Annotated in this window: 8 protein-coding genes; 6 read left to right on the top strand and 2 right to left on the bottom strand. The window is 68.6% G+C overall.

Annotated features, from left to right (window positions below):
- The first annotated feature begins 361 nt into the window (after positions 1 to 361).
- Positions 362 to 1,609 (top strand): efflux RND transporter periplasmic adaptor subunit, encoded by a 1,248-nt coding sequence (locus FBZ89_RS18355; RefSeq protein ID WP_145751331.1) that lies wholly within the window; start codon positions 362 to 364, stop codon positions 1,607 to 1,609.
- Between the two features lie 22 nt (positions 1,610 to 1,631).
- Entirely contained in the window at positions 1,632 to 4,760 is a 3,129-nt protein-coding gene (locus tag FBZ89_RS18350) for an efflux RND transporter permease subunit (protein WP_246172315.1), read from the top strand.
- A 63-nt stretch (positions 4,761 to 4,823) separates the two neighbouring features.
- Here FBZ89_RS18350 and FBZ89_RS18345 read toward each other — a convergent pair whose 3' ends face one another.
- A complete protein-coding gene (locus FBZ89_RS18345; protein WP_145751330.1) occupies positions 4,824 to 5,468 on the bottom strand; it encodes a DUF1345 domain-containing protein in 645 nt (214 codons plus the stop codon).
- 356 nt (positions 5,469 to 5,824) lie between these two features.
- Between FBZ89_RS18345 and FBZ89_RS18340 the strand changes: the two genes are divergently transcribed.
- Positions 5,825 to 10,819 (top strand): alpha-2-macroglobulin family protein, encoded by a 4,995-nt coding sequence (locus FBZ89_RS18340; protein WP_145751329.1) that lies wholly within the window; start codon positions 5,825 to 5,827, stop codon positions 10,817 to 10,819.
- A gap of 282 nt (positions 10,820 to 11,101) precedes the next feature.
- Here FBZ89_RS18340 and FBZ89_RS31955 read toward each other — a convergent pair whose 3' ends face one another.
- Positions 11,102 to 11,635, bottom strand: a complete 534-nt coding sequence (locus tag FBZ89_RS31955; RefSeq protein ID WP_050898646.1) for a cold-shock protein — start codon at positions 11,633 to 11,635, stop codon at positions 11,102 to 11,104.
- A gap of 545 nt (positions 11,636 to 12,180) precedes the next feature.
- On the opposite strand from FBZ89_RS31955, the gene FBZ89_RS18330 reads away from it, so the two are divergent.
- From FBZ89_RS18330 to FBZ89_RS18320, 3 genes are all read left to right on the top strand, one after another.
- Complete coding sequence (locus FBZ89_RS18330) at positions 12,181 to 13,896, top strand: long-chain-fatty-acid--CoA ligase (protein ID WP_145751328.1); 1,716 nt, start codon at positions 12,181 to 12,183, stop codon at positions 13,894 to 13,896.
- 90 nt (positions 13,897 to 13,986) lie between these two features.
- Entirely contained in the window at positions 13,987 to 14,898 is a 912-nt protein-coding gene (locus FBZ89_RS18325) for a ribokinase (protein ID WP_145751327.1), read from the top strand.
- Between the two features lie 209 nt (positions 14,899 to 15,107).
- On the top strand, positions 15,108 to 16,730 hold the full coding sequence (locus tag FBZ89_RS18320) for a tetratricopeptide repeat protein (protein WP_145751326.1): 1,623 nt from the start codon (positions 15,108 to 15,110) through the stop codon (positions 16,728 to 16,730).
- Positions 16,731 to 17,047: the final 317 nt, after the last annotated feature.

The raw sequence follows: 17,047 nt of genomic DNA, 5'->3' as shown, positions 1-17,047 counted from the left end.
AAAGCCTACTTCCCTGGAGGTAGCGGCCGGGGCCCCCCGGAACACCACGTAAAGCTCCGTTACAAAACGATACAAAGAGCGGCTTTTCCCGTAACACAACCCTCTGTAGGTTCAGCCTCGAAACAGGCGGACCTGCGGAGATTAGGCTTTTGGTCAGATCTTCCGCTGTAAATCAGGCGTTGTCCGCCACCACGGTCGCGGGGGCCGTGGGTTCGCTGGCAGGCACGCCCCTTTTGGGTTTCCCCAAAAGCGCTGGACCGTGCCCGCACGAGCCCTTGCTTCCATCGTCCGTGCCACCGCCAATCCCGACATCCCAACGCGGCAGCAGCTTGGGTGCCGGCTGGACAGAAGGCTAAAGACGATGACCATCCATTCCGCTGAACTTCCGGCCGACCGGACCGACCTGGGCGCTTATGCACCGGCGGGGGCTCCTGGCCGCCTGCGGGGCCGGTCGGGGCTCAAGCGCTACCGCTGGTGGTTGCTGGCCGGGGGTGTCGTCGTCCTGGGCGCCATTGCCGCCGCCGTCCTCATGCGTTCGGGCGCCAAGCCGGCGGCCCCGGCCGCCGCGCCAGCCAAGGTGTCCACCCTGCCGGTGACGGTGGCGCCGGTCGTCGTGGCTCCCGTTACCCGCACCCTGCTGGTCACCGGTTCGCTGGCCGCCTTCGACGATCTGCCCATCGGCACGGAAACGTCGGGCCTGGCCCTGTCCGAGGTGCTGGTCGACATCGGTGACGCGGTGAAGAAGGGTCAGCTGCTGGCCCGCTTCAACGACAGCGTGCTGCGCGCCGACCTGGCCGAAAAGGAAGCCCTGCTGACCGAGGCCAAGGGTAACGTGGTCGAGGCCGACGCCAACTACGCCCGCGCCCAGGACCTGGTGCGCACCGGCGCCATGAGCGCGCGTGACCTGGACAACCGCCGGGCCCTGGCGATCAGCATGCGGGCCCGCGTCGGCGTGGCCGAGGCCAACCGCGACCTGGCCATCGCCAAGCTGAAGCAGTCGGAGGTGCGCGCGCCATCCGACGGCACCATCACCGCCCGTACCGCCCGCATCGGCGCCGTGCTGTCCGCCGGCGGGACCGAGCTGTTCCGCATGATCCGCGAGAACCGCGTGGAACTGGTGGCCGAGGTGCCCGAGAACGACATGATGGTGGCCAAGGCCGGCCAGACGGTGAACGTCACCATCGACGGCGACAACATGGCCCACCATTACGTCGGCACCATCCGCGTGGTCGAGCCGACGGTGGACAACAAGACCCGCCTGGGCCGCCTGCGCATCGACCTGGAGCGGAACCCCGACCTGCGCCCCGGCATGTTCGTCACCGGCCGCGTGGCCGTGGGCCAGGCCGACGGCCTGGTGGTGCCGGAAGCCGCCATCGTCTATCGCGAGGTGCGGCCGGTCGTGTTCGTGGTGGACCAGGACGGCAAGGTCGCCGCCCGCAGCGTCACCACCGGTGCCCGGCAGGACGGCAACATCGCCATCGTGTCCGGCGTGAAGGCGGGCGAGAAGGTGGTGCTGTCCGGCGCCGGCTACCTCAAGGACGGCGACTTGGTCACCGTGATCGACAAGGCCGCGGAAGGCGCGGTCAAGCCGCTGCCGGTGCAGCAGTGAACCGGGAAAAGGGGGCCCTATCATGAGCAGCGGCAATATCTCCGCGGTCGCCATCCGCCATCCCATCCCGCCCATCGTCCTGTTCATCGTCCTGCTCATCGCGGGCATCGTCGCCTACTTCAGCCTGGACGTGACCGGCAACCCGGACATCGACTTCCCGGTGGTGACCGTGACGGTCAGCCGCCCGGGTGCGGCGCCGTCGGAAATGGAAGTCCAGGTGACCAAGCTGGTCGAGGACGCGGTGTCCAACATCGTGGGCCTGGACCACGTGTCATCCGACATCACCGATGGCCTGTCCAACACGGTGCTGGAATTCAAGATCGGCTACGACACCGATCGCGCCGTGAACGACGTGCGCAACGCCATCTCGCGCATCCGGTCCAACCTGCCCGGCGACATCTATGAGCCGCAGGTGGAACGCCAGGACGTCACCGGCGATGAAATCCTGACCTACGCCGTCTCGTCCGACACCCGGTCGGTTGAGGAACTGTCTTGGCTGATCGACAACGACATCAGCCGCGCCATCACCCATGTCTCCGGCGTGGGCGCCACGGACCGCTTCGGCGGGCTGGACCGTGAGATCCGCATCAACCTGGATCCCAACCGCCTGATGGCGCGCGGCATCACCGCCGATGAGGTGAACTCGCAGCTGCGCGCCCTCAACGTCGACCTGCCGGGCGGCCGGGGCGCCGTCGGCACCAAGGAACAATCCATCCGCACCCTGGGCTCCGCCCGAACGGTGGAGGATCTGGCGAACACCGAGATCACCATCCCGGTCTATTTCGGCACCTTCGCCGGTTCCGCCGCCAAGGTCCGCCTGAGCGACCTGGGCACCGTGACCGACGGCACGTCGGAGATGCGCTACATCTCCCGCTACGACGGTCAGCCCACGGTGGGCTTCAGCATCCGCCGCGCCCCGCATTCCTCGGAAGTGACCATCGCCGAGGGCGTGGACGAGGAGATCCAGAAGCTCAGCAAGCAGTACCCCGATGTCCACTTCAACCTGATCTTCGACAACGTCAAGTACACCAAGCAGAGCTTCGCCGGCTCGGTCGAGGCCCTGGTCCTGGGCTCCTTCCTGGCGGTGCTGGTGGTGTGGTGGTTCCTGCGCGACGGCCGGGCCACCTTCATCTCGGCCCTCGCCATGCCGCTGTCGACCATCCCGACCTTCCTGGCCATGAAGTGGTTCGGCTTCTCGCTGAACGGCGTGACGCTGCTGGCGCTGTCGCTGGTGGTCGGCATCCTGGTCGATGACGCCATCGTGGAAATCGAGAACATCGTCCGCCACATCCGCATGGGCAAGCGCCCCTTCCAGGCGGCGCTTGAGGCGGCGGACGAGATCGGCCTGGCGGTGGTCGCCACCACCATGACCATCGTGGTGGTCTTCCTGCCTGTGTCCTTCATGTCCGGCATCGTGGGCCAGTACTTCAAGTCCTTCGGCGTGACCGTGGCCGTGGCCGTGCTGTTCTCGCTGCTGGTGGCGCGCCTGATCACGCCGCTGATGGCCGCCTACATGCTGAAGCCGGCGCAGCCCGACCACCATAGCGAGGATGGCCGCTGGATGCGGCAGTACAGCCGGCTGCTGGGGTGGAGCATGAACCACCGCTGGCTGACCGTGCTGGCGGGCATCGGCATCTTCGCGGTGTCGCTGTTCATGGCCGCCATGCTGCCGTCCGGCTTCGTGCCGCCCAGCGACAACGGCCTGTCCACGGTGCAGGTCATCCTGCCCCCCGGCGCCACCCTGGCCGAGACGGACGCCACCACCCAGTTGGTCGGCAACATCCTGGCCAAGCGTCCCGAGGTACTGCACGTCTGGACCCGCGCCGGCCGCAACAACCAGCTGCGCAACGGCGCCGTCACCGCCATCCTGAAGCCCAAGTCCGAACGGTCGCTGAGCAAGCAGCAGTTCGAAGCGGAGGTGACGCCGGAACTGAACAAGGTCCCCGGCGCCCACATCGGCTTCAACTCCTCCATCGGCTGGGGGGCGAAGGACATCAGCGTGCTGCTGACCAGCAACGACGGCCCGGCGCTGGAACGTTACTCCAACCAGGTGCTGGACGAGATGCGGCAGCAGCCCTTCCTGGCCAACGTCACCTCAACCGCGGCCCTGCTGCGCCCCGAAATCCAGATCCGTCCCTTCTTCGACCGGGCGGCGGAACAGGGCGTGTCCGTGGCCGCCATCGGCCAGGTGGCCAAGATCGCCACCCTGGGCGACCTGGACACTAGCGTGGCCAAGTTCAACCTGGGCGACCGCCAGGTGCCCATCCGGGTGCAGATCGATCCCAAGTACCGCGCCGACATGGACGTGATGGAGAACCTGCGCGTCCGCACCTCCGCCGGTGACCTGCTGCCGCTGCGCGCCGTGGCCAACATCGGCATGGGCGCCGGTGCCGTGGAGATCGAGCGCTTCGACCGTGCCCGCAAGATCGCGGTCGAGGCCGACCTGCGCGGCATCGAGGTGGGCGAGGCCATGAAGAAGATCAATGAGCTTCCCTCCATGGCCCACATGCCGCCCGGCATCTCCAAGCCCGCCTACGGGCAGACGCAGGAGATGCAGAACATGATGATCGGCTTCGCGATCGCCCTGGCCACCGCCTTCCTGCTGATCCTGGCGGTGCTGATCCTGCTGTTCCGCAACTTCTTCCAGCCGCTGACCATCATGACGGCCCTGCCGCTCAGCTTCGGCGGCGCCTTCGCGGCCCTGCTGATCGGTCACATGTCGCTGTCCCTGCCGGCCCTCATCGGCATCCTGATGCTGATGGGCATCGTGACGAAGAACTCCATCCTGCTGGTGGAATACGCCATCGTCTCGATGCGCGACCGGGGCATGAGCCGGCGCGAGGCCTTGCTGGACGCTGGTGCCAAGCGCGCCCGCCCCATCATCATGACCACCATCGCCATGGTGGCGGGCATGGTTCCCATCGCCGTGGGCGTGGGCAACGACAGCTCCTTCCAGCAGCCGATGGCCACGGCCGTGATCGGCGGCCTGATCACCTCGACCCTGCTGTCCCTGGTGTTCGTGCCGGCGGTGTTCACCATCGTGGATGACATCAACAAGTGGCTGTCGCCCAAGTTCGGCCGCTTCATCACCCCGAAGGAGGGCCCGGCCCAGGCCATCCCCCTGCATCCGGTGGTGAAGAGCGCCGAGTAAGTTTCAAGTCTGTACGTGAAGTGGAAGCGGGCGGGTCCTTCGGGGCCCGCCCATTTGTTTTGATCAGTTTCCCAACAACCCCGCCCCCAGGTTGACGCCCAGGGCGAGTATGGCGGTGTTGAAGACGAAGGACAGCAGGCTGTGCGCCAGCACGGCGCGGCGGATGGCGGGCCCTTGCGTCGTCACGTCCGACACCTGGGCCGTCATGCCGATGGTGAAGGCGAAATACAGGAATTCCCAATAATCGGGCTGCTTGCAGCCGGGGAAGTCGATGCCCTTGCCCTCCAGCCAGTAGGAATGGGCATAGTGCTGGGCGAAGATGACGTGGACGAAACTCCACGAGCAGAAGACGGTGGTGGCGCCCAGGGCGGCGCTGCCGGCCGCATGGGCCGTGCCCTTGGCGTCCCCCACCTCCATGACGATGGCGGCCAGGGACGCCAATGCCGCCGTGCTGGTGACCAGCAGGATGATCCACTTACCCGATTCCAGTTCGCGGGCGCGGGCGCGGATGCTGTCCAGGTTGGCGCGGCCGAAATGGATCAGCACCAGGGCGATATAGAGGATGATGCCGGCGCACCAGCCGATCAGCACGGCGCTGACGGGCGGCACCGCGCGCGAGGCGGCCAAGCCGATGGCGATGCTGAAGGCCAGGCCGATGTACAGGCTGGGGTGGTGGCGGAAGGGCTGCAGCGGGTTGATGATGGCCATGGACGGCGGCGCCGGTGATCTGGGGAAGGGGAAGTCCAGCGTTAAGCCGCGGGCCAGCGCGGGGCAAGAGGACAAGAGGAAAGGCCGGCCCGGCGTTTCGACCGAGGGAATAAGCCGGGGGTGAAAGGCGGTGCGGGGGTGTCCTACCGCCGTTTCACCCCGTTTCACCGCCCGCTATGGCCTTTGGCCTACCGGGGCAAGGTCGAATGGCGGGCCGTACCGACAACGCGCCTGTTGCAATACCGTCCAAAACATCGTCCTCTGGCGCCCTGACTGGCCGGATGCCCATCTATACGGGCGCCGGCCCTCCTGGTTTCTTGCCGTTATTATCTATCGGGGTGGAGGCCCCGCTGCCCATGGTGCGTAGCTTCGCCGCGGCCCTCGCTTTGGCTGTCTTCCTGCCCGCCGCCGCCACAGCTTCCCCCCAAGAGCGCGCGCCGGCGTTGCCGCCGACCGCCCCGGCCCAGCCGGCGAAGCCGGGCGTCGGCACCCCCCCGGGCACGCCCCCCGCCACGCCCCCCACCGGGGCGACTCAGGCGCCGGCCGATACCGGCCCCTTCGGCCTGACCGGGCTGGAGGTGAATGCCGAGCGGGACGATCCCGAGGCCTGCTTCACCTTCAACCGCCCCTTGGCCAAGGCGCGCGCCGGCCTGCAGGACCCCTATGCCGGCAAGGTCGAGGTGCTGGCCAAGAACGCCGGCCCCGCCGCCGGGACCGATCCCGGCACACCCACGCAGAAGCCGGTGGTGGTGCGCGACCGCACGCTGTGCGTCCAGAAGCTGGAGCACGGCCACCACTACACCGTGACCCTGAAGGCCGGCCTGCCCGCCGCCGGCGGGACCGAGACCCTGTCGGGCCCGCAATCGCGCGAGATCGAGGTGCTGAACCGCCGGCCGGTGCTGTCCTTCCGCAGCGGCGGCTACATCCTGCCGCGCATCGGCCGCGACGGCCTGCCGCTGCGCACCATCAACGTGGACCGCGCCCGCCTGCAGGTGTTGCACATCAAGGACCGTTCCTTGGTGGAGCAGATTTATTACGGCCGGCTGAACCAGACGCTGAACGACCTGGATGTCGGCTCCCTGGTGGAAAAGAACGGGGAGCTGGTGTGGCGCGGTGAGATGGCCGTGGGCGCCAAGCGCAACCAGGCGCAGGTGACGCCTTTCCCCATCGATGCCGTCCTGGGCCAGTTGAAGCCGGGCGTCTACGTGGCGGTGGCGGAGGATGCCGGTGCCAAGACCGCGGGCTGGGAAGGCCGCGCCACCCAGTGGTTCATCGTCTCCGACCTGGGTCTGACCACCCTGTCGGGCAGCAACGGCCTGCTGGTCTACGTCCATTCCCTGCGCACGGCGACACCGCTGGCGGGGGTGGAGGTGCGCGTGGCCGCCCGCGACAACAAGGAACTGGGCAAGGTGCTGACCGGCGCCGATGGCGCCGCCCGCTTCGACCCGGCCTCCGGTGCGGCCAAGGGCCAGGCCCTGTTCGCCAGCACCAAGGACGGCGACTTCAGCTTCCTGGACCTGTCGGCCCCCGGCCTGGACCTGGCCGCGCGCGGCGCCGCCGGCCGGCCCTCCCCCGGGGCGCTGGACGCCTACGTCTTCGCCGAGCGCGGCATCTACCGCCCGGGCGAGGTGGTGCACGTCACCACCCTGCTGCGGGATGCCGCCGGCCTGGCGGTGGCGGGCCGTCCGCTGACCCTGAAGGTGCAGCGGCCCGACGGGTTGGAGATCGAGCGCTTTACCTTGGCCGACCGGGGCATGGGTGGTTACGCCGCCACCGTGGACCTGCCGGGCAACGCCGCCACCGGCACCTGGACCGTGACCGCCCACGCCGACCCCGACGGCCCGGCCGTGGGCACCTTGCGCTTCCATGTGGCCGACTTCGTGCCGCCGCGCGTGAACCTGGACCTGACCGCCGACCAGTCCCGCGTCGGGCCGGACGGCGCGCTGACGCTGGACATCACCGGCCGTACGCCCAGCGGCGCCCCGGCCGCCAACCTGGCCGGCACCCTGTCGGTAACCCTGCGCCCGGCGGCGGATCCCTTCCCCGATCTGAAGGGCCCCCAGTTCCAGGGCTATCGCTATGGCCTGGCGCAGGAGGACGCGGTTCCGCGGCAGGAGACGCTGCCCGGCTTCGCCACCGATGCCAACGGCGTGGCCAGCGTGGCCGTGTCGCTGAAGGGCAAGCTGGACGGCTCCCGCCCGCTGGAGGCGGTGGTGCACGCCGCCCTGTTCGACGTGGGCGGCGGCACCACGGGCCACGACCTGGTGGTGCCGGTGGAACGTCACCCCTACACCATCGGCATCCGCCCCCGCTTCAACGACGATGCCGTGCCGGAAGGGGCGACCGCCGCCTTCGACGTCATCGCCGTATCGCCGGACGGCAAGCTCTTGGACAAAGGCCAGCTGTCCTACGACCTTTATGAAGAACGCCTGGACTATGTCTGGTTCGAGGCCAACGGCAGCTGGGACTACAAGCCCCAGGTGCATGACCAGAAGGTGACGGGCGGCACGTTGGCGGCCAGCGCCAAGGCGCCGGCGGGTGTCGAGGTGCCCGTGTCCTCCGGCCGCTACCGGCTGGAGGTGTACGACCCGGCCACCGGCGTGGCGGGCAGCGTGCGCTTCGCCGCCGGTTCCTGGGTCAGCGCCCGATTGGGTGAGACGCCGGACGCGGTGGAGGTGACGGTGAAGGGCGCGGTGGGCGGGGGTCCGCTGGCGCCGGGAGGCAAGGCTGCCGTCTTCGTGCGCCCACCCTACCGCAGCACCGTGCTGATCACCCTGGCCGACCGCGCCGTGCGCCAGACCCTGACCCGTGAGATCGGGGCAGAGGGTGCCCTGGTGGAAATCCCGGTCGATGCCGACATCGGTGGCGGCGCCTATGTCATCGCCAATGCCTTCGCCCCGGTGGAGGCCGGCCGCCGCTCGCTACCGCGCCGCGCCGTGGGTGTGGACTATCTGCCGGTGGCCATGGCCGGCCATACGCTGACGCTCAAGGTGGATGGCCCCGCGGAGGCCAAGCCACGCCAGACCGTGCACATTCCCATCCAGGTGCCGGGCGTGGCGGCGGGCCAGGGCGTGCACCTGGTGCTGGCCGCCGTCGACCAGGGCGTGCTGGACCTCACGGGTTACAAGACGCCCGACCCCGAGGCTTGGTTCTTCGGCCAGCGCCAGCTGGGCGTGGATATCCATGACGTCTACGGCCGCCTGACGGCGCCCCATGGTGCCGCCGGGGCCGCGTCCCCGGCGCCGGCCCCCACCTCCTCCGACGCCGTGCCGCCGCGCGGCGCCCCGGTGGTGGCGCTCTATTCCGGCATCCTGCCCGTGGGCAATGACGGCAAGGTGCAGGTGCCGCTGGCCCTGCCGGACTTCCAGGGCCGGCTGCGCCTGATGGCCACCATCTGGTCCGCTGGCGCGGTGGGCCATGCCGACCGGGTGCTGTCGGTGCGCGACCCGGTGCAGGCCGACATGGCGTTGCCCCGCTTCCTGGCGCCGGACGACACCGCCCGCCTCGCCCTGACCCTGAACAATGTCAGCGGCACGCGCGGCAGCTACACCGTCACCCTGCAGGCCGAGGGCCCGCTGTCCTTCCCCGTCGATACCGCGAACCGTGGCGTGGGCGCCAAGAAGCGCAAGGGCAAGGACGTGGCGCGGCCGGAGCCCCGTGAGATCGTCGTCGTCTTCCACGGTCTGGCCAAGGGCGGCAAGGTCACCCTGAACCGCGTGGTGAAGGGGGTGGCCGTGGGCTCCGGGCGTCTGCTGATGACGGTCAAGGGGCCGGAGGGCGTGGTGCTGACCCGCGAGTTCGCCGTGCCGGTGCGGGGCAACCTGCCCGTGGTCACCCGGCACCAGACGGTGGACATCCGCCCCGCCACGACCGTGCAGGTTCCCGCCGAGTCGGCCCAGGGCCTGCGCCCGGAAACCGCGGTGTCGGGCCTGGCGCTCAGCCCCCTGCCGGAGCTGGATGTGCCGGGCTTGCTGATGACCCTGGACCGCAACCCCTACGGTTCGTCGGAACAGATCGCCAGCCGTGCCCTGCCGTTGCTCTACCTGGGCGACGCCGGCAAGGCCTTGGGCCTCTACACCGACGCCACCTTGCGGGACCGCATCGACCGCGCGATCGACAAGCTGTTGACCCTGGAGCGGGCCGATGGCGGCTTCGCCCTGTGGTCGGCCGACGGCCCGGCCGAACCCTGGCTGTCCGCTTATGTCATGGACTTCCTGACCCGGGCGCGCGACGCCGGCCATGCCGTGCCGGATGCGCCCTACCGCAAGGGTCTGGACTGGCTTGTGCGCAGCATCGGCAACAGCTGGGTGGAACCGGCGGACCTGCCAGCCCGCGCCTATGGCCTGGCCGTGGCGGCCAAGGCCAAGGCGGTGGATGCGACGCCGGTCCGTTATTTCTACGAAACGTTCTGGGATAAGCTGCCCACCCGCCTGGCCCGCGCCCATGCCGCGGCCGCCCTGGCCGCCGTGGGCCTGCCCCAGGCCCAGGACGCTTACAATCGCGTGGATGGCCTGCGCATCACCCTGCCGGGCATGCGCGACTTCGGTTCCGACCTGCGGGACCGGGCGGCCAGCCTGGCACTGCTGGCGGAGGGTAACGCCCCGCTGGATCGCGTGACCGCCCAGGCCAAGGAAGTGCAGGGCCTGCTGCGTGAGCCAGCGCTGATCAGCAGCCAGGAACGCGCCTGGCTGCTGGTGGCCAGCCGTGGACTGATGCAGCGCTCCGGTTCCATGACGCTCGGCTTGGCCGGCCAGGCGCCGGCAGAGACCCGGCCGCTGGTCCGCCGGCTGGAGATCGGCGGCCGCCCCTTGGCCGTCCACAACGGCGGCCAGGTGCCGATACAACGCACGGTTGCCGTCGCCGGCATTCCCTTGGCGGAAGCCCCAGCCACGGCGGCCCCCGCCGGGAACGGCCAGGGCTATACCATTGAACGACGCCTGCTGGACCTGAAGGGACACCCGGTGGACCCGGCGCGCATCCACCAGAACGACCTGCTGGCCGTGGTATTGTCCGGCAAGGTGGACGGCACGGCGCCCACCCAGGTGCTGGTCAGCGACCCGGTGGCCGCCGGCCTCGCCATCGAGACGGTGCGCATCGCCCGGGGCGGCCTGCCGCCCGAGCTGGCCGGCGCCGTGGGCGACCTCAGCGACGCCACCCATGTGGAGGCGCGCGAGGACCGTTACGTGGCCGCCGTCGACTTGGCCGGCGACCGCCGCGAATTCCGCCTGGTCTACCTGGTGCGGGCTGTCTTGCCCGGCACTTACTCCCTGGCGCCCTCGCAGGTGGAGGAATGGACGTCCCCCAACCACCAGGCCATCGGCACCGCCGGTAGCATTAGCATCCTGCCCTAGCCGGTGACCTTCCGGCTTGGGCGATATCATACGCGCGGCATTTGAACGTGACCGTTCAAATGCCCCCTCATGCGCCGGGCGGCGGACATTCGTCCGCCTAGGCTCGTCCTCGCTGCGCCCTCCGGTGCTCGCTCCGGCGGCCCCGGTCGGGGCCTACAGCGGCGCGAGTCGCCATCTCGTGCCACTGTCAGAGGGTTGGTGTCGCGATTGCGTGTAAAGAAACAGCCCCGGAGGCGATCGCTTCCGGGGCTGTGATCTTTTGGGGCGGGGGAGGGGCGGGCCTCAGGCCAGGGCCACCCAGACCGCTTCACGGCCCTTGGGCGCGTCGGCGATGCGCATCTGCACCCGCTGGCCTTCGTCCAGGTGATCCATGCCGCAGCGGCGCAGGACGCTCTTGTGCACGAAGACGTCCTTGCCGCCATCATCGGCCAGGACGAAGCCGAAGCCCTTGTCGGCCTTGAACCATTTGACGGTGCCGTCGATCTCGATCTCCGACCCGGTGGGAACCCGGTCGCGGGTACGGGGGGCGGGGCCGCCGCTGCGCTCCGGCGGTGCCGCGGTGCCCGTCACCTCCACGATGCGCAGCACCTGGGGCCCCTTGGGACCGGCGCCGATGGTGCACAGAAGTTCCGTCCCCTCGGTGATGTCGGCCAGGCCGGCGCGGCTGATCACCGAGATGTGCAGGAAGGCGTCAGGCGTTCCATCCTCCAGGGCGACGAAGCCGAATCCCTTCGAGGTATTGAACCATTTAACCTGGGCCTTGGCCGGGAGACCCTCCTCCTGGCTGAAGGCGTCATACGATCCGAAGCGTGGCACGAGGCAGTACCTTCCCGATTGCGCCGGGTTCGCCCAAACGGGCGCCGGCCCGATGATCTCACCTCCCAACAACCGCCGTTCCGGGTGCGTCCGGTGCGTCCGGAACTGTCCCTGGTTTTCTTCGATGCGGCAGCTTAACCCGTCTTAATGGTAAACATAAACTCCTGGGGACCGCTACTGTAATGTGTGGGGAAATGTTGCGCTGCGGCAGGGGCTTCGTTCCTTTCATCCACAGGACTTGGGCACCCGGCCGGGGCCGGTTTCACGGCGGCGCCCAAATCGCCGCGGCAACTTGGGGTTGCCGCCCCCAGGCCTTGCCGGCGAGGCCCGATACCCATCCGCTGCACGAAACGCTTGAGTAGCGTCCGCGATGCAGGCACGTTACCGCCCTAGACCGGGGATGGATGCCCCGGCATATCGGTTGCCGACACGACCGCCGGGTATGCGTCCCTCGTCGCCAGGTCGGCACCCTGAGCTTCAAATCACGAATTGGAGCGGTGGCACCCCCATACCTGAGTGGGGGGCCGCCCTTGGGGAGAAAACGTATGATGGCCGACCCGGCCGTGAGTGCGGCGCACATTTGGGAACATAGCTATCCGACGGGCGTGGACTGGAACGCGCCCATACCGGTGAAGCCCCTGACGGACCTGTTCGACAGCTCCGCCGCGCGCTTCGCCGACCGGCCCTTCATCGATTTCCTGGGAAAGCGTTACACCTATCGCCAGGGCGCCGACATGGTGGACCGGGTGGCGAAGGGGCTGCAGGCGCTGGGCGTGGGCCGGGGCAGCAATGTGGGCCTGTTCCTGCCCAACACCCCCTATTCCGTCTTCTGCTACTACGGCATCCTGAAGACCGGCGCCACGGTGGTGAACTTCAATCCGCTGTACGCGGAGCGCGAGCTCGTCAAGCAGATCAATGACTCCGAGGTGGAGATCATGATCACGGTCGACGTGCCGCAGTGCTATGACAAGCTGGTCCTGATGCTGGGCCAGACCTGCCTGAAGACCATCGTCACCGGCCGCATGGCCGACATCCTGCCGTTCCCGAAGAGCCTGCTGTACCCGCTGGTGAAGCGGAAGGACATCGCCCACCCGCCGGCCGATGGCCATAACCTCAGCTTCCGCGCCCTGACGGCCAACGATGGGCGCTATGCCCCCGTGACCATCAACCCGGTCGAGGATGTGGCCGTGCTGCAATATACCGGCGGCACCACCGGCGTGCCCAAGGGCGCCATGCTGACCCACGCCAACCTGACCGCCAACACGGTGCAGTCGGCGCTGTGGTTCTACCAGGGCCGGCCGGGGCAGGAACGCATGCTGGGCGTGCTGCCCCTGTTCCATGTCTTCGCCATGACGGGCGTCATGAACCTGTCGATCTACCTGGGCGCGGAGATGATCCTGCTGCCCCGGTTCGAGATCGAGCAGGTGCTGGACACCATCGACAAGAAGAAGCCGACGCAGTTCCCGGCGGTGCCCACCATCTACACCGCCATCAACAACTACAAGGACCGGGCCAAGTACGACCTGTCCTCGCTGGCCTTCAGCATCTCCGGCGGCGCGCCGCTGCCGTTGGATGTCTGCCAGACCTTCGAGGGCCACACCGGCTGCAAGCTGGTGGAAGGCTACGGCCTGTCCGAGTCGTCGCCTGTGGCCACCGTCAACCCCATCGACGGCCCGGTGGGCGGCAAGGTCAAGGTGGGCTCCATCGGCCTGCCTGTGCCCGGCACCGTCATCGAGATCATCGATGTGGAGGACGGCAAGACCCCCGTGGCCCAGGGCCAGCGGGGCGAGGTCTGCATCAGCGGCCCGCAGGTCATGAAGGGCTACTGGAAGCGCCCGGATGAGACGGCGCTGACCCTGCGCAACGGCCGCCTGCACACCGGCGATGTCGGCTACATGGATGAGGATGGCTACATCTACATCGTCGACCGCATCAAGGACCTGATCCTGGCCGGCGGCTACAACGTCTATCCCCGCAACGTGGAAGAGGCGATCTACCTGCACCCGGCGGTGAACGAGTGCATCGTGCTGGGTGTGCCCGATCCCTATCGCGGCCAGACGGTGAAGGCCTATATCAAGCTGACCGAGGGCCACACCCTGACGCAGGCGGAGCTGTGCGACTTCCTGCGCGACAAGCTGTCGGCCATCGAGCTGCCCAAGCAGGTGGAATTCCGCACCGAGCTGCCGAAGACCATGATCGGCAAGCTGTCGCGCAAGGCCCTGCTGGACGAGTTGGCGGCGCAGAAGGCCAAGGCCTCCTGACACCGCCGCGTTTGATTTTGTAGATTGGATCGGCGGCGGTGCCCTGCATCGCCGCCGTTCTTTTTCCACCCCCCGCGATCAGGTTCACTTATGCCCAAAGTCGTCGTCGCCGGCAGCATCAACACCGATGTGCTCACCACCATGCAGCGCGCGCCACGCCCGGGGGAGACGGTCAGCGGTGAAACCGTGGCCTTCGGCCGGGGCGGCAAGGGCCTGAACCAGGCCGCCGCCGCCGCCCGCCAGGGCGTGGCGGTGGAATTCATCGGCCGCGTGGGGCGTGACGCCTTTGGCGACCAGGCGCTGGCCTTCCTGCAGGCCAACGGCGTGGAAACCCAGGGCATCGCCCGGACGGACACCGCGACCGGCACTGCCATCGTCATGGTGGACGCCAGTGCCGAGAACAGCATCGTCGTCATCCCCGCCGCCAATGGCGAGGTGTCGCCGGCCGACCTGGAGGCCGTCACCATCGCGGCGGGCGACATCCTGGTCAGCCAGTTTGAAATCCCCCGCGCCACCATCGCCGACTTCTTCCGCCGCGGCCGCGCCGCAGGCGGCCTCACCGTGTTGAACGCCGCCCCGGCCCTGGATGACGCGCCCGACAGCCTGTGGGCCGACGTCGATGTCCTGGTGGTGAACGAGACGGAACTTGGCCACTTCGCCGGTGTCGATGTGCCAGGCGACGCGGCGGAGGACGCCGTCGCCGCGGCCGCCCGCCGGCTGATGCGGCGCCCGGGCCAGACCGTGGTGGCCACCTTGGGCGTGCGCGGCGCCCTGGCGGTCACGGCGGATGACCAGGTCATCGTCCCCGGCCGCAAAGTCAAGGCGGTGGACACGACCGGCGCCGGCGATTGCTTCGTGGGTTCCCTGGCCGCCCGCCTGGCCCTGGGTGACACGCTGCCCCAGGCCATGCGCCACGCCAACGTCGCGGCCAGCATCGCCGTGACGCGGGTGGGCGCGGGCGACGCCATGCCCAGCGCTGACGAAGTGCTGGCGCTGCTGTAGGACGCGACCGCGACCACCGGACCTTGGAGGGGGCACGTATAAACTTTACCCGGCAAGCTTTGCCCGGCGGCGGTTCCGTGCCGCCGCCGGGCCGCCAATTTCTTGCAATCGTGTAGGGAATCCAAGCCTTTCAGGGGCAGCCCCAAGTGGCATACCCCTTGCTCTCCCCTTCGCGCAAAGACGCGACCTAGCCCCCCGAGGAGGAGTGGATGTCCTTCGTCCAGGATTGTGTGGACCTGTCCCGCCAGCACCTGATGGCCGGCTTCCTGGCGGAAGCGGAGATGAGCTGCCGCACCGCGCTGGCGACCAACCCCGTCCATGCCGAGGCCACCCACCTCCTGGGCGTCATTGCGCTGAAGGCCAACCGGCCGATCGAGGCCAACGACCTGTTTGAGCGGGCCATCGAGCTGGATGGCGAGAACTTCCAGTACCACAACAGCCGGGGCGTCCTGCTGTACGGCTGCCGCCAGTTCGAGATGGCGGAGGCCTGCTTCCGCACGGCCGTCACCCTCAACCCGGATGACGCCATCAGCCAGAACAACCTGGGCAACGCCTTGCGCGCCCTGGGCCGCCTGGCCGAGGCGGAGGCCCGCTTCCGCGAGGCGGTGGAGATCAACCCCCGCTATGCCGAGGCGCACAACAATCTGGGCAACACCCTGCGGGAACTGGGCAACCTGGAGGAGGCGGAGTTCTGCCTGCGCCACTCCCTGGGCCTGCTGCCCGACAACCTCGACGCCCTGTACAACCTCGGCACCTTGCTGCTCTACACCGGCCGGCTGGACGAGGCCGGCGGCCTGTTCGCCCAGGTGCTGGCCGCTGACAGCAGCCGGTACGAGGCCGCGATCTGCCTGGCCCAGGTGTTCCAGGGCCAGGACCGCACGGAGGACGCCGTCGCCCTGCTGACCGGCGTGCAGACCCGCCTGCCGGAAAACCAGGCGGTGCAGTACGCCCTGCAGCTGCTGCGCAGCACCCAGGTGCCGGCCTGGCACATCCCCCGGCTGAACGATCACGAGCGTAACGACGCCTATGAGGCGGCGCTGCTGCGCGCCATCCGCCCGGGCGATCTGGTGCTGGAACTGGGGGCCGGTTCAGCCCTGGTCAGCATGATGGCCGCCCGCGCCGGTGCCGCGCGCGTCATCGCCTCCGAACCCCTGGCGGCACTGGCCACCGTGGCGCGCGAGACGGTGGCGCTGAACGGCTACGCCGACCGCATCACCATCGTGTCGAAGAAGCCCCAGGACCTGAAGCTGGGCGTGGACCTGCCGCGTCCGGCCGATGTGCTGGTGTCCGACATCGTCAACGTCGGTATGCTGGCGCCGGACATGCTGGCCATCCTGGACCACGCCCGCCGCAACCTGGCCCGCCCCGGCGCCCGCGTCATCCCCGCCGCCGCCACCGTCTGGGCCCAGCTGATCCAGGCCGACGACCTGCGCAACGTCAGCCCGATTCGCAGCGTTAGCGGCTTCGACATGAGCCGGTTCGACCAGTTCCGGGCCCCAGGCTACCAGCAGATCGATCTGGCCGCCGACACCCACCAGATGCTGTCCGACCCATTCCCGGCCTGGTTCTTCGACTTCCGTGTCAGCATGCCGGACAGCGATCTGAAAAGCCTGACCATCCAGGCGACCAAGCCCGGCCTGGTCCAGGGTGTGGCCTTCTGGTTCGATCTGCACATGGATGAGGAGGTGGTCTACAGCTCCCGCTCCGCCGCCCGCACCAACCACTGGAAGCAGGCGGTCTACTTCTTCGGCCATGACTTCCCGGTGGCCCAGGGCCAGCCCATGCTGCTGGGCACCGGCTACGACCGGACGCAGATACATTTCTTTATCTGAGCCTCAGGCGCCAGCGGGGCATCCGCCCCTCGACTATCCTCGCTGCGCCCTGCGGTGCTCGCTCCGGCGGCCGCGGTCGCGGCCTAGGGGCGCTTTCATTGAGGGGGGGGTACCAGCGGCATGAGCCTCGCTCATGCCGTAGGACGCGACTGCGTCCGCCGGAGCTTTCTGAGCAGCGTCAGCGGATTGGAAAGAGAGGAAAGCCAAGCCAGCGGATGCTGGCGCCCGGCGTTTGAGGGCATGATTTATCAAGCCAACGGTACCCCGAACGGGTGAAGTTGAAAGTTGATTCAGGCGATTGACATCGGCCGCCTCTC

This window comes from Nitrospirillum amazonense, assembly GCF_007828045.1.
Lineage (GTDB): Bacteria > Pseudomonadota > Alphaproteobacteria > Azospirillales > Azospirillaceae > Nitrospirillum > Nitrospirillum amazonense_C.
Note: the sequence above shows the minus strand (reverse complement) of the source record. Positions and strands in the feature narration are given on the sequence as shown.

Coding starts and splice junctions, on each gene's coding strand:
- FBZ89_RS18355 (WP_145751331.1), top strand. CDS start 362: ATGACCATCCATTCCGCTGAACTTCCGGCCGACCGGACCGACCTGGGC.
- FBZ89_RS18330 (WP_145751328.1), top strand. CDS start 12,181: ATGATGGCCGACCCGGCCGTGAGTGCGGCGCACATTTGGGAACATAGC.
- FBZ89_RS18345 (WP_145751330.1), bottom strand. CDS start 5,468: ATGGCCATCATCAACCCGCTGCAGCCCTTCCGCCACCACCCCAGCCTG.
- FBZ89_RS18325 (WP_145751327.1), top strand. CDS start 13,987: ATGCCCAAAGTCGTCGTCGCCGGCAGCATCAACACCGATGTGCTCACC.
- FBZ89_RS18340 (WP_145751329.1), top strand. CDS start 5,825: ATGGTGCGTAGCTTCGCCGCGGCCCTCGCTTTGGCTGTCTTCCTGCCC.
- FBZ89_RS18350 (WP_246172315.1), top strand. CDS start 1,632: ATGAGCAGCGGCAATATCTCCGCGGTCGCCATCCGCCATCCCATCCCG.
- FBZ89_RS18320 (WP_145751326.1), top strand. CDS start 15,108: ATGTCCTTCGTCCAGGATTGTGTGGACCTGTCCCGCCAGCACCTGATG.